This is a genomic window from Pantoea sp. EA-12, assembly GCF_030053355.1.
GTDB classification, from domain to species: domain Bacteria; phylum Pseudomonadota; class Gammaproteobacteria; order Enterobacterales; family Enterobacteriaceae; genus Pantoea; species Pantoea vagans_C.
This window is the reverse complement of the sequence record NZ_JASGBY010000013.1, coordinates 1-12,277: the sequence shown is the minus strand read 5'-3', so window position 1 is coordinate 12,277 and position 12,277 is coordinate 1. Positions and strand designations below refer to the sequence as shown.

Here is a 12,277-nt window from a genome sequence, read left to right as displayed (position 1 = left end):
TGAGATTCCGATGAAATACCAGCAACTCGAAAATCTTGAAAGTGGATGGAAGTGGAAATACCTGGTGAAAAAGCATCGGGAAGGTGAGCCGATCACCCGTCACCTTGAGCTCAGCGCTGCCCAGGCGGCGGTGGATACCTTACTGACGATGGAAAATAGCCCCGTTGACGTTGGTGAGTGGATTGCTGAGCATATTCATCCTGATCTCGAGAATCGACTTAAGCAAACCATCCGTGCACGCCGTAAGCGCCACTTCAATGCGGAGCATCAGCATACGCGCAAAAAGTCTATCGATCTTGAGTATCTTGTGTGGCAACGACTGGCGGGATTGGCCCAGCGACGCAGCAACACGCTGTCAGAGACCATTGTGCAGTTGATTGAAGATGCAGAACGTAAAGAGAAGTATGCCAGTCAGATGTCGACTCTGAAGCAGGATTTGCAAGCGATTCTGGGCAAAGGCGGAACGGAGAACGAATAGCGAAATTGTTCATTCGCGATGTCAGAGACATAAAAAAACCCCGCCGAAGCGGGGTTTTTTATTGCGTGATAACTTAAGCCTGTGGCTGAGTTACAACGTCTTTGATACCTTTCACGTCGATTTCAACGCGACGGTCTGGCGCCAGGCAGTCGATCAGGGCATTGCGGCCTTTCACGCTGTCACAGGTGTTGCCAGTCACTGGGTTAGATTTGCCCATACCGCGTGCAGAGATCTTGTTAGAAGGGATACCTTTAGATACCAGGTAATCAACTACAGACTGAGCGCGTTTCTCAGACAGTTTCTGGTTGTACTGCTCTGAACCGATACGGTCAGTGAAGCCCAGTACTACAACAGAACCATCTTTAGGATCCATTGAGCTCAGCTGGCTGTACAGCTGATCCAGAGCCTGCTGGCCTTCTGGCTTCAGGGTCGCTTTGTTGAAGTTGAACAGCACGTCAGACTTCAGAGTGAAACGCTTGGTTTCAACAACTGGCGCTGGAGCTGGTGCCGGAGCAACAACTGGTGCAGCTTCTTCATCCTGACCGAAACGGTAAGAAACGCCGACGCTCAGCATGCTGTTGTCTGGACGCGCACCAACGGTACCTGCGTCACCGATGTTGTTAACCCACTGATAGTCCAGGCGAGTTGCCCAGTTTTTGGTCAGTGCGTACTCAACACCAACAGCAGCCAGCGGAGAAACGCCGGTGTCGTGGTTGCTGATGCGGCCAACGGTTGGGTTGGTCTGAGTAGAGTCTGCACGCCATACCATGCCGCCCAGACGGGTGTACACGTCGAAGTCGTCAGTGATTGGGTAGCTCAGTTTAGCTGCCAGCTGGACGCCTTGTGCTTTGAACGCGCCATTGGTCACGCTGCCTTTGTTAGGCATACGGCCCAGCCAGTCGTAGCCCAGCTCGAAGCCCAGGTATGGGTTAGCCTGATAGCCCATGAAGGCACCAGCACCCAGCTGAGATTCGTGAGTTGGACCGTTGTTGTTCTCGTAGTCGTTACCGTAGTAACCAGTATCGTGATACTGAGACCAGCCCAGTTTAGCACCGGTGTACCAGGTGTTATCTTTAGGAGCGGCCTGCGCTACGGTAGCGAAGCCAGCCAGTGCCACTGCAATTGCGATAGCTGTCTTTTTCATTTTTGCGCCTCGTTATCATCCAAATAGGCAATGAGCAAAAAGGTTGCTCTTTGTGTTAATCCTTCGCCGGGTCTAAACGCTCGCTTTTGACTCTACCGAAAAAACGGAGGTTATTGAGCACCCTGGCGAGATAAAGTCTACAACGAGATTGGAAAGTTACAAGTATGATGTGAGGTCAGCGAGTAAAAAAACAGGGATTTATACACACATTTTAACAAATCACATGGCAAAATCTTCGCTAGCAGATTGAGAAAAAGCGGCTAAACCATTGTCAAAGCTGGCGGGAAAAGAATCAGTGGCTTAGCTGCATTCTAAAGAAAAAATAGCGTGAGAAAATTCCTGGTTTTACTTAATGAAACAAATCTGACGGAATTTTTGACGGATTGGGTTGTCTTGTCAGGACGCGTTCATGACCTTGTGGACGCATTATTAAGCCAAGCGCTTCACCTTCCGACGCCGCTAATTCAAGTTCGAGACGTTCTTCATCGTTCAATTCGTATGGAATCCAGGCCAATACGACACTGTAGTTACCGGTACGCAACGCTTTCACCATGCTTTCCACCGTGCTGAGTCGCTCTGATTCGGTAATATGCATACTCTTCTCTAACGGCAGACCCGACTGCTGCATCCAGCTACGGTTCAGCTTGTGGGCAGGAGTTAACCATAGCTGCCAGCGCGATTGTTCACTGAGCTGTTTCAGCACCGGCAGTAGCAGCATCTGCATCATACCCGGTTGTTCGCTGTAGCGCAGTTCAGTGATTCCACCCAGAGAAGGTTGCGTTAAGCTTGGGGTCGCAAAACGGGAAGAACGATCAGCAAGGCCAGAGTATTGAGTACGCATAATTTAATCACTCAGTGATTGACTGTATGAATATACAGTAATGCCTTCCTGGATAAAGATCAACCTCAATTTCTGAAAACACCTCGCAAATTTTGCACAACATCCTGCCAAAATGTTTTTATTCATTGAACAGCTAATGGGATTTTTTTATCTTCTAACCAAATGAATATCCAGGTTTTTATGGAATTTTCTCTAATGAGAATTCACGGAAAGGAGATGTAATGAAAACCAACAAATCTATGGTTATGCAGTCGAAAACGCAGTTAGCACCTCTCGGAAAGATCGAATCGCGCACCCAGTTTGGGGGATATGCGCTGACGGTAGAGAAGGTGATTTTTGCCTACATCAATGAAGATGCACTTTACCTGCGTGCGAGTGAAGCGCTTCAGGTCTACCACGCCAGACGCGCACTTGAGCCGCTGGTGTATCGTAAACGTGGCATACCTGTGCAATTGAACTACTACAAGGTAGATGCAACGTTATGGCAGGACGCTGAACAACTTTTGCAGCTCTCTGCCAGTGCACTGCAAGCCGCTCAGGACGAAATCGCCACGCGCACCGTCACCTTGCGCTTAAAAGATTTGCCTAACCTGAGTTTACGCATGGAGATGATGTTGCATCGAGTTGGCATCAGTTCGGTAAGGTTGCTGCACGAAATGGGATCACGTCAGAGCTGGCTGAAACTGCGTGCAGTCAACAAGCACATTGGCTTAAAAACATTGCTGGCTCTGGAAGGCGCCATTTCGGGCCATCATCAGGCAGCACTGCCGGTGGTCACGCGAGAAGAGTTGTACGCCTGGTATGTAAAAACGCTCCACCTCGATCCCAAAGTGGAGCGTTCACAACGTTAGTGGCTGGCCAGGGTGCGACGCAGGCGGGCAATTTCAGGCAGCAACGCGATTAGCAAACCTAACTGCTGCATCACTAAGGGTGCCTGCATCTCTGAACTGTTTTTTAACGTGCTTAAGCGTTGCATTAGCTGTTGTTGCATCTCTAACGCTTGTGCATCCGTCACACGCTCAATTTGCAGGACGTCCTCAACAAAGCACACGGCATCATCTAATGTGCTCAGGAGTTCAGGGTCTGTGAGTTGCTCACGGTGTGCCCCCAAAGCCGAGATATAGCTCAGGAACGAATGGTTGAGGCACAACAGCCGAAACGCATTTTCGCGCAGCGGTTGCTGCAACTTCAGCTCGCTGCTCATATTCGACACCACCGAAGCAAGCTCAGCATCAGCATTGTGGGCATCACGTCGTGCCACGCGATAGGCCAGGCGATTATCTTTGCCCTGATGATATTGCTCCATAATGGCATCGAGATAACGGCAGTTGGCGTTAAGCGTGCGGTCAGCTACCGCGCTAATCTTGCGAAAACGCCAGTCTGGCCAGACAAAGGCGACTGCCAGCCAGGCTAATCCGCAACCTAGTATCGTATCGACTATGCGTGGCAGAGCGACCTCGAAGCCTTCACCTAACAGGTTAAAGCAAAGCAGTACCAGCAAGGTAATGAACAGCGTGGCTTGCGCATATTGAATCTGGCGGAAGGCAAAAAACAGCACGCCGCTTAACACAATCAACACCAGTTGCCCTTCAATTGACGGCACTAACCACAAAACCGGCAAGCCAATGGCAATGCCGGCCAGTGTACCGCCAATACGCAGGGCAAGACGTCGGCGCGTAGCATTGTAGTTAGGCTGGCAGACAAACAAGCTGGTTAGCAAAATCCAGTAGCCGCGATGCAAACCGGTAATCTGAATGAAGGCATACCCGACACAAAGCACCAGCGACATGCGCACGGCATGGCGAAACAGTGCAGAGCCGGGGCTCAGATGGCGACTCAAACGGAGACGAATATCTTGCCATCCGCTCAGTCCCTCGCGAGACAGGTGGGTATCGCCAGAAGCGGGAGGATCGGCCAGCATTTGCTCCGATTCAATCGAGGCCAACTGCGCATCGATCGCGCGAAGATTACGCAGTAACCAAAATAGCGCGCGAATGTGAGGATCCTGCGGGTCTTGCTGTTGCAGACGTTCAAGGGCGGTTTCAAGCCGGGTGAAGGTGCGTTCAAACTGACTGTCATGATGCCACGGCTGGCGCAATAAGATGTTTTCAGCCAGCTTACGACACGCTTGCGCCTGCATATTGAGCAGTCGCTGGAAGCGGAACAGCACTTCGTTATATCGCCAGTCGCTGCGCAGCAAGTGGTACTGGAGATGAGAAGAACTGGCGCGTTCGTGAATATCTTGTGCGACAAAGTAATAGTGCAGGCTACGACGTGTGCTGCGTGAACCGCGATCGCCCCGCAATCGGCTTTGGATGGCGGTTTTTGTCTGATTAAGTTGCGCGACCAGTTGGCTATTCACCATGGCTGTGGCGACCATATTGGCGTCGTCCTGTTCACCTGCGTCGGGATCGAACAGATTCGCTTTAGCTTCCAGATAGCGCGCCAGTTGCGAGAAGCTGGCTGCCAGTTGTTCCTGCACGGGCCGCACAGGAAAGATCAGGTGACCGATAAAAGTCAGCAGGTTGTACCACAATGCGCCAATCAATAGCAGCGCGGGTTGCATCCACCACTGAGGAAAAAGACCAATCCCCAGCATGGTATAGACGGCGATTAACAGCGCACCAAACGCGATAGTGGCATAACGCTGCCCCAATGCACCCAGCAGAATGAATCCCCAACTGGAGAGCGCCAGACCAATAGCGAAGGCCCATGGATAAGGAAATAGCAGCTCAACCGACACCGACGCAACGCAAAAACACACCAGCGTAATCAGTAAATTGCGCAGGCGACCGGTCCATCGGTCATCAAGATCTGCCAGCGCGGCAGCCACCACGCCAAGCGTTAAGGGAATCGTCCATTCGATCTGCTGCAACCACCACGGCACTGCCGCACAGCCTGCAAGCGCGAAAAAGATGCGCAGCAGGTAGCGCAGGCTACTATTGAACAGATAACGTCGCCAGCCAGGCATCGCGTTCTGAAGCATTGGAGGCGGCCTCAGTAACGACGACGCGCGTTAGCTTCACGCGCAGCCTGAGCCTCTTCCACCGACACCACGCGACGACCGACCGGCCATAACGCAATAGCGGCAATTTTAAAGTTAGCAATGCCAACGGGAATGCCGATGATAGTCAGGCACTGCACAACCCCGGCAGAGATGTGCATCAGGCACAGCCACCAGCCAAAAAACACCAGCCAGAAGATATTTAAGAAGGTGCCGCCGGCATTCATCACGTTGCTTTTGCTGTCTGGGCGCAGTACATCCACATGTACGGCTTCATTGCCAAAGGGTAACAATGACAGTTTGGTGATTTCCCAGCAGGAGCGCGTTAATGGCAAGGTAAAAATCAGCACGATGCTGACAAGAGTGGCAAACAGCCAGCTTAGCGTGGTGAACACGCCACCCAAAACAAAGTTAAGAATGTTGAGTACGGTGCGCATAACGCGATTTTCCTTTTGCAATCCGCAATATGTGCCGCCAAGTTTAGCGCGTTTTAAGGCTGGAGCGCCAAGAGTCTGACAGGTAAACTGCGCGATAATCGAATTCCACATGACGGTGCGGACATGGAACTGAAAGCAACATCAATGGGTAAGCGCCTGGCTCAGCATCCCTACAATCGGGTACGGTTGCTGGCCGCCGGAGTGGAAGTCAGTGGCGATCGTCATGAATATCTGATCCCTTTTAACCAATTAATTAATATTACCTGCAAGCGCGGCATGGTCTGGGGAGAGCTTGAATTTCAGCTACCAGACGAGAAAGTGGTGCGTCTGCATGGTACCGAATGGCAGGAAACTCAACGCTTCTTCCATTATCTCCAGCAGGCCTGGCAGCAGTGGAGCCAGGAGATGAGTGAGGTCAGTGCGGAGGTGTTAACCGCGCTGGAACACGAAATTTTGGCCTTCACCCAGCAGGACCGTTGGCTGAAACGCAGTGAGTTAGCGGCGGTGAAAGAGAACATTACACGCCAGTTCTCAGCTTTGCCGCTGCCACTATCTCGCCTCGCGAGCTTTGAAAACTGCCGTGCACTGTGGCAGTTCTGTCAGCAGTGGCTTGAGCAAGGTGACGCAGCCATCCGCCAGCGTAATCGTGAATGGACGGCGAAGGTTATCAAGGATTATCACGAATTCTTCTCTACGGTCGAAACCACACCGCTTAATCCCTCACAATGTGAAGCCGTGGTCAACGGCGAGGATGCCCTGTTGGTATTGGCCGGGGCGGGAAGTGGTAAAACGTCAGTGCTGGTGGCACGGGCGGGGTGGCTGATAAAGCGCAAACTGGCGCAGCCAGATCAGATATTGCTGCTGGCCTTTGGCCGCCAGGCGGCGGAAGAGATGAACGAGCGCATTCAGTCGCGCTTAGGCGAAAGCGCCATTCAGGCCCGCACATTCCACGCCCTGGCGCTGCATATTATCCGTGAAGGCAGCAATAAGCAGCCGGTGATCAGCAAGCTGGAAAGCGACAGTAAGGCGCGCCGTCAATTATTGATCGATACCTGGCGTGAACAGTGCAACAGCAAAAAAGCGCAGGCGAGCGGCTGGCGGCAATGGCTGCAAGATGAACTGGAATGGGATGTTGCAGAAGGGCCTTACTGGCAAGATGACAAGCTGGCGCAACGTTTGGCTTCGCGTCTGGAACGCTGGCTTGGCTTGATGCGCATGCATGGCGGCGCACAAGCGGCGATGATAGCGGATGTACCCGAAGATTTCCGCGATAATTTCAGTAAGCGCGTTAAGCTGATGGCTCCGCTGCTGAAAGCCTGGAAAACCGCACTCAAAGAAGAGGGTGCAGTCGATTTCTCTGGGCTGATTCATCAGGCGATTGCCATTCTGGAAAAAGGACGCTTTATCAGCCCGTGGAAACATATTCTGGTGGATGAGTTCCAGGACATCTCACCGCAGCGTGCAGCCTTGTTAACCGCACTGCGCCAGCAAAATAAGCGTACGAGCCTTTTCGCGGTGGGGGATGACTGGCAGGCAATCTATCGCTTCAGCGGGGCAGAAATGAGTTTGACTACCGCTTTCCATCACTATTTCGGTGAGGGCGATCGCTGTGTGCTGGACACCACCTATCGCTTTAACGACCGGATCGGTGAGATTGCCAACCGCTTTGTGCAGCAGAATCCACACCAGTTGCGTAAGCCGTTAAACAGTCTGAGCAAGGGCAATAAGAAATCCGTGACGCTGCTGCCACAAGAGCAACTGGAGCCGTTGTTAGATAAATTGAGCGGTTATGCCAGGCCAGAAGAGCGTGTGTTGCTGTTAGCCCGCTACCATCATCTGCGCCCGGCGATACTGGAAAAAGCCAAAACGCGTTGGCCGAAATTACAGATTGATTTTATGACTATTCACGCCAGCAAAGGACAGCAGGCCGATTTTGTCATGCTGCTTGGGCTTCACGAGGGGCGCGATGGTTTTCCTGCGCAGGCACCTGAATCGATCATGGAAGAGGGCTTGTTACCGCAACCAGAGGACTTTCCGGATGCTGAGGAGCGTCGGCTGGCCTATGTGGCAATAACCCGTGCACGACAGCAGGTGTGGCTGCTGTTTGATAAAGATCGGCCTTCCGTCTTTGTCGATCACTTCCGCGAATTAGGTGTACCGCAGAGTCGGAAGGCCTGAGGATTAGGCTTTTAAGCGCTCGGCGAGGTAACGCTGATAATCAGGAATCTGGATCTCAACCTGCTGCGCAAACATCGGTGACTGAATAATAAAGTCCGCGGTGGCGCGATTGGTCGCCACCGGGATATTCCATACCGTGGCGAGGCGCAGCAGTGCTTTAACATCCGGGTCGTGGGGCACCGCGTTCAGCGGATCCCAGAAGAAAAACAGCACATCAATTTTCCCTTCTGAAATCAATGCACCGACCTGCTGATCGCCGCCCATCGGGCCGCTCAGCATGGCATTCACGTCTAAACCCGTATGGCGATTAATCAGATTGCCGGTGGTTCCGGTGGCATAAAGGGTATGGGGTTGCAGCGCGGTTTGATTGGCTTTGACCCATTCCAGCAGCGAGGCTTTGCAGTGGTCGTGTGCGACGAGGGCAATATGCTTTTTGACTTCAAGGGTACGAACGGTCTGCTCCATAGGGCTTCCTGTTTCTTCTCATGCGATAGTGATTAAGGCACGAGTTTACCCTTGGCATTTCATCACTATCAACTTGCGCGTAAGGTTTTCATCCAACTAATAAATCGCTGACGCGTGGCGGCATCAAAACGCTCAAACCAGCGCTGGAGGGAGGGGAGGTCGCCCGCATCCTGCCAGGCAAAATCGAGGTCCAATTTGGCATCAGGCAAACTGGCTGATTGCAGAGCAAAACGTGGAACGGAAGCCGCCTGAGCATTACGGTTATAATTCACCATCGCCTTTTCAAGATCGCTATCACTCTCTTTTGGCAAACGGTCGCGCACACTGGCGATTTCATTACCGCGTTCATCAATCAGCTGGAAATTGAGTGCCTTATCAAAGGCGTTACGTTCACGGCGATTATCGAGCGAGGGTAAACGAATGGCAACCGAACTGGCGTTGGCATTAAACGTGACAATCATCGGCACCGACTGAAAATGCGTGGCGTCTGACCCCGGTTTTTCAACGCGAAACAGAAATTGATGCTGTCCACGCTCCAGCTCAAGGCTGTCCGCGCCTTTCAGCAGCGAGCCTGAGATTTTGCGGCCATCCAGCACCAGCAGATCGATCTCAGGATCGAGCTTTAAGGTGATGGCATGGCAGGATGCCGATACGAGCAACACGAGTAAACCCGTAACAGCCAAAGACAGCTTCATTTCAACTCCCGGAAGGTGGGGATAAATCGGTGATGTGTAGCAAATTATTACATTATGGCAGTAAATTTACATTTTTACATATTTATTCGTGCTGCCGCGCAAAGATTCCTGCTGTAAGGCTTGCAACAGGTAAGGCATAGCCATCTACACTCAGGCGAGTGAAAAAGGAGAAATTGCATGAATGACCAAACGATTCGCGATGTGCTGAACAAGACCAAACGCATTGCCCTGGTGGGTGCCAGCGATCGTGCTGACCGCCCGAGTTACGGTGTGATGAAGTTCTTGCTCGATCAGGGATATGAAGTGATTCCGGTCAGCCCAAAACTGGCTGGGCAGCAACTGCTGGGCCAAACCGCCTATGCGGCATTGGCGGATATTCCGGGTAAAGTCGATATGGTTGATGTTTTTCGTAATGCGGAAGCAGCGTGGGGCGTAGCGCAAGAAGCGATTGCGATTGGTGCAGATACGCTTTGGCTACAACTGGGTGTCATTAATGAACAGGCGGCGGTACTGGCGCAGGATGCGGGTATGACAGTGATTATGGACCGATGTCCTAAAATTGAAATTCCGCGACTGGGATTATTGCAGTCAACTCACTAAACAGAAACGGCGACATAGGTCGCCGTTTACTTTAATGGCGCAGGCTGGGTGCCTGCAGCTGCTGCCGTATCGAAGCGGCAAGCTCGTCCATGGACGGCTGCTCAGGATGTTCGAAGGAGGTTTCTCCTGCCAGCTGAATTTCAGCGACGTAGGTATGAACCTGCTCGCCTTCTTCATCTTCCATCACCACATGGTACCAGGGTGCCATTCGCAATGTTTCACTGGCCGCAACATCATCCAACTCGGGTTTATCAAGCGAAAACTCCGGATCGACATCCACGATAACGCCGAGCACCCCGGAGAGACGGTGTCGGACTTGCTGTCCAATTCCAAATTTGCTGGTAATCATTGTGACCTCCCAAAACTTTGCCCTGCTACCAATATGGAGGCAGGGTTCAGGTTTTCAAGTCACAGCACGCGGCAGGCAAACCCTTTCAGATAAAGCCCTTCAGGATAGCTGGCGATCACAGGATGGTCGGCTGCCTGACGGAACTGCTCAATAAATTGTACATCACGACCGGCATCGACGGCGGCATCGGCAATGATTTTCTGGAACAAATCAGTCGCCATCAGGCCTGAGCAAGAGTACGTCAGCAGGATACCGCCGGGATTCAATAACTGCATCGCCAGCATATTGATATCCTTATAACCACGGCAAGCGCCCATCAGCTGGTTCTTATTCTCAACGAATTTGGGTGGATCCATCACGATGAGGTCAAATTTCTCACCGCTGTCACGGTAACGACGCAGCAATTTGAACACGTCATCGCGCACGAACTGTGCACGAGAAAGGTCGAGGCCATTTATCTCTACGTTTTGCTTTGCGACATCCAGCGCATCCTGTGAAGTATCGACGCTGATCACTTCGCGGCAGCCACCGATCAACGCAGACACTGCAAATCCGCCGGTGTAAGAGAAGCAGTTCAGCACGCGGGCATTCTCCGCATAGCGACGGGTGGCGAATCGGCTGTCACGCTGATCGAGGTAGTAACCGGTTTTGTGGCCGCCCTGAATATCCACCAACAGTTTCATGCCGTGTTCAGTGATCGGCAGCAACGGAGGCGGCAGTTCGCCGGTTACCGGACCTTGTGCCAGCTCCAGACCCTCTTTTTTACGCACTGCAACATCGGAACGATCGTAGATCGAACAGGTTGGGAAGCACTGCTGCAAGGCAGAGAGGATGGCAGGGCGCTGGTACTCAGCACCTGCAGAGAGAAGCTGCAACACCAGGAAGTTGCCGAAACGGTCAATGGTCACGCCTGGCATGCCATCGGACTCACCGGCGATCACACGATAGCTATCAAGCCCGTCACGCTTCGCCAACCACTCGCGCCACTGTTGTGCCTTTTCAAAGGCGCGAACAAAGAATGCGATATCGATTGACTCATCCTGCTGCCAACTCCAGACGCGTGCGCGAATTTGTGATTGCGGAGAATAAGCGGCACGGGCCAGCCATTTGCCATTGCTATCACAGATATCAATGGTTTCGCCAGACTGGGCTTTACCTTCCATACGTGCAACAGCACCAGAGAACACCCACGGATGGCGGCGGAGCAGGGATTTTTCACGTCCCTTTGCGAGAATCAATCGAACGGTCATGTTTGCTATGCTTACCTGAAAAAATGAGGCGCCATTTTCCGGTGGATGGCGGCAAAATGCAATGTACAAAGGGGAGAATGCCATGGCGAACACGTGCTACAAAATCTGGATACATGGGATTGTGCAAGGGGTTGGCTTTCGCTATTACACCCAAGCGCAGGCAAATGAACTCGGGGTAACAGGCTATGCGCACAATCTCCGCGATGGCAGCGTGGAAGTGCTGGCAGCGGGTGATGATAAACAGGTTGAAGCGTTAGTCGCGTGGCTGAAAGCGGGTGGGCCGCGCAGCGCACGCGTTGATAAGGTCTTGGTTGAGCCGCATCAGCCAGCGCAAATTCCGAAGCGGTTTACCACTGGCTAACTACAGACATTTAGCTGGTTTAGGTAAGCCGGCGATTTTGGTGGCTTGTTTGGCCGGACCCTCGGGAAAGAGTCGGAAAAGATAGCGGCTATTGCCTTTCTCTTCGCCATATTTCTGTGCCATGGCTTTGACCAGCATGCGCACCGCTGGCGAGGTATTGAACTCCTGATAGAAGGCGCGCACAAAGTGCACCACTTCCCAGTGGGCTTCGCTCATCTCAATGTCTTCGTTTTTTGCAATCTCTGCAGCGAGGGCTTCGCTCCAGTCTGCGCTACTTTTTAGATAGCCTTCCGCATCGGTGGCGATCTCTTTACCGGCAAAAATCACAGTTATTCCTCACAGCATCATTCGCTCTATTGTAAGTTCTCCAGATTCAAAAAAGCAAAAACCCCGCCGAAGCGCTGAGGGATCCCCACTAAATCAGCGCTAATAAACCAACACCATATTTTGGTAGGTTTTGGCGAGGTGGTTAAGA

The 12,277-nt window shown here is 52.3% G+C and carries 14 protein-coding genes; 5 read left to right on the top strand and 9 right to left on the bottom strand.

Translation table 11 applies throughout. From position 1 onward, the window contains the following. Nucleotides 1-10 precede the first annotated feature (10 nt). Nucleotides 11-478, top strand: a complete 468-nt coding sequence (gene matP, locus QMZ30_RS18420) for a macrodomain Ter protein MatP (protein WP_282997114.1) — start codon at nt 11-13, stop codon at nt 476-478. A 73-nt stretch (nt 479-551) separates the two neighbouring features. Here the strand turns inward: matP and ompA are convergent, their stop codons facing one another. Together ompA and sulA are read right to left on the bottom strand one after the other, a co-directional pair. After that, on the bottom strand, nt 552-1,622 hold the full coding sequence (ompA, locus tag QMZ30_RS18415; protein ID WP_283228504.1) for a porin OmpA: 1,071 nt from the start codon (nt 1,620-1,622) through the stop codon (nt 552-554). 349 nt (nt 1,623-1,971) lie between these two features. Next, the gene (sulA, locus tag QMZ30_RS18410; protein ID WP_039328957.1) at nt 1,972-2,463 is read right to left on the bottom strand and encodes an SOS-induced cell division inhibitor SulA; all 492 of its coding nucleotides are present in this window, start codon (nt 2,461-2,463) and stop codon (nt 1,972-1,974) included. 221 nt (nt 2,464-2,684) lie between these two features. On the opposite strand from sulA, the gene QMZ30_RS18405 reads away from it, so the two are divergent. Then, nucleotides 2,685-3,314 carry a TfoX/Sxy family DNA transformation protein gene (locus QMZ30_RS18405; RefSeq protein WP_283228503.1) on the top strand — a complete coding sequence of 210 codons (630 nt, stop codon included), beginning with the start codon at nt 2,685-2,687 and terminating at the stop codon, nt 3,312-3,314. Here QMZ30_RS18405 and yccS read toward each other — a convergent pair. Both yccS and QMZ30_RS18395 read right to left on the bottom strand, forming a co-directional pair. Beyond that, the gene (yccS, locus tag QMZ30_RS18400) at nt 3,311-5,449 is read right to left on the bottom strand and encodes a YccS family putative transporter (RefSeq protein ID WP_283228502.1); all 2,139 of its coding nucleotides are present in this window, start codon (nt 5,447-5,449) and stop codon (nt 3,311-3,313) included. The genes QMZ30_RS18405 and yccS overlap by 4 nt on opposite strands. Nucleotides 5,450-5,460: 11 nt before the next feature. Then, nucleotides 5,461-5,904 (bottom strand): YccF domain-containing protein, encoded by a 444-nt coding sequence (locus tag QMZ30_RS18395; protein ID WP_283228501.1) that lies wholly within the window; start codon nt 5,902-5,904, stop codon nt 5,461-5,463. 123 nt (nt 5,905-6,027) lie between these two features. On the opposite strand from QMZ30_RS18395, the gene helD reads away from it, so the two are divergent. Further along, complete coding sequence (gene helD / locus QMZ30_RS18390; protein ID WP_283228500.1) at nt 6,028-8,082, top strand: DNA helicase IV; 2,055 nt, start codon at nt 6,028-6,030, stop codon at nt 8,080-8,082. A gap of 3 nt (nt 8,083-8,085) precedes the next feature. Here helD and QMZ30_RS18385 read toward each other — a convergent pair whose 3' ends face one another. Together QMZ30_RS18385 and QMZ30_RS18380 are read right to left on the bottom strand one after the other, a co-directional pair. Continuing rightward, on the bottom strand, nt 8,086-8,547 hold the full coding sequence (locus QMZ30_RS18385; RefSeq protein ID WP_283228499.1) for a methylglyoxal synthase: 462 nt from the start codon (nt 8,545-8,547) through the stop codon (nt 8,086-8,088). Nucleotides 8,548-8,615: 68 nt separating this feature from the next. Further along, nucleotides 8,616-9,242, bottom strand: a complete 627-nt coding sequence (locus tag QMZ30_RS18380; RefSeq protein ID WP_283228498.1) for a YccT family protein — start codon at nt 9,240-9,242, stop codon at nt 8,616-8,618. Between the two features lie 177 nt (nt 9,243-9,419). On the opposite strand from QMZ30_RS18380, the gene QMZ30_RS18375 reads away from it, so the two are divergent. Beyond that, nucleotides 9,420-9,842, top strand: coding sequence for a CoA-binding protein (locus QMZ30_RS18375; RefSeq protein WP_283228497.1), 423 nt, complete (start codon nt 9,420-9,422; stop codon nt 9,840-9,842). A 31-nt stretch (nt 9,843-9,873) separates the two neighbouring features. Here the strand turns inward: QMZ30_RS18375 and hspQ are convergent, their stop codons facing one another. Both hspQ and rlmI read right to left on the bottom strand, forming a co-directional pair. After that, complete coding sequence (gene hspQ, locus QMZ30_RS18370; protein WP_058969369.1) at nt 9,874-10,191, bottom strand: heat shock protein HspQ; 318 nt, start codon at nt 10,189-10,191, stop codon at nt 9,874-9,876. Nucleotides 10,192-10,250: 59 nt separating this feature from the next. Further along, nucleotides 10,251-11,441 carry a 23S rRNA (cytosine(1962)-C(5))-methyltransferase RlmI gene (gene rlmI, locus QMZ30_RS18365; protein WP_283228496.1) on the bottom strand — a complete coding sequence of 397 codons (1,191 nt, stop codon included), beginning with the start codon at nt 11,439-11,441 and terminating at the stop codon, nt 10,251-10,253. 82 nt (nt 11,442-11,523) lie between these two features. Between rlmI and yccX the strand changes: the two genes are divergently transcribed. Then, nucleotides 11,524-11,802, top strand: a complete 279-nt coding sequence (gene yccX, locus QMZ30_RS18360) for an acylphosphatase (RefSeq protein ID WP_283228495.1) — start codon at nt 11,524-11,526, stop codon at nt 11,800-11,802. Here the strand turns inward: yccX and tusE are convergent, their stop codons facing one another. Continuing rightward, nucleotides 11,803-12,129: a sulfurtransferase TusE gene (tusE, locus tag QMZ30_RS18355; protein WP_283228494.1), complete on the bottom strand. Its 327-nt coding sequence runs from the start codon at nt 12,127-12,129 to the stop codon at nt 11,803-11,805. Between the last annotated feature and the right edge of the window lie 148 nt (nt 12,130-12,277).

Coding starts and splice junctions, on each gene's coding strand:
- yccS (WP_283228502.1), bottom strand. CDS start 5,449: ATGCTTCAGAACGCGATGCCTGGCTGGCGACGTTATCTGTTCAATAGT.
- sulA (WP_039328957.1), bottom strand. CDS start 2,463: ATGCGTACTCAATACTCTGGCCTTGCTGATCGTTCTTCCCGTTTTGCG.
- rlmI (WP_283228496.1), bottom strand. CDS start 11,441: ATGACCGTTCGATTGATTCTCGCAAAGGGACGTGAAAAATCCCTGCTC.
- QMZ30_RS18395 (WP_283228501.1), bottom strand. CDS start 5,904: ATGCGCACCGTACTCAACATTCTTAACTTTGTTTTGGGTGGCGTGTTC.
- matP (WP_282997114.1), top strand. CDS start 11: ATGAAATACCAGCAACTCGAAAATCTTGAAAGTGGATGGAAGTGGAAA.
- yccX (WP_283228495.1), top strand. CDS start 11,524: ATGGCGAACACGTGCTACAAAATCTGGATACATGGGATTGTGCAAGGG.
- QMZ30_RS18375 (WP_283228497.1), top strand. CDS start 9,420: ATGAATGACCAAACGATTCGCGATGTGCTGAACAAGACCAAACGCATT.
- QMZ30_RS18385 (WP_283228499.1), bottom strand. CDS start 8,547: ATGGAGCAGACCGTTCGTACCCTTGAAGTCAAAAAGCATATTGCCCTC.
- hspQ (WP_058969369.1), bottom strand. CDS start 10,191: ATGATTACCAGCAAATTTGGAATTGGACAGCAAGTCCGACACCGTCTC.
- QMZ30_RS18380 (WP_283228498.1), bottom strand. CDS start 9,242: ATGAAGCTGTCTTTGGCTGTTACGGGTTTACTCGTGTTGCTCGTATCG.
- helD (WP_283228500.1), top strand. CDS start 6,028: ATGGAACTGAAAGCAACATCAATGGGTAAGCGCCTGGCTCAGCATCCC.
- QMZ30_RS18405 (WP_283228503.1), top strand. CDS start 2,685: ATGAAAACCAACAAATCTATGGTTATGCAGTCGAAAACGCAGTTAGCA.
- ompA (WP_283228504.1), bottom strand. CDS start 1,622: ATGAAAAAGACAGCTATCGCAATTGCAGTGGCACTGGCTGGCTTCGCT.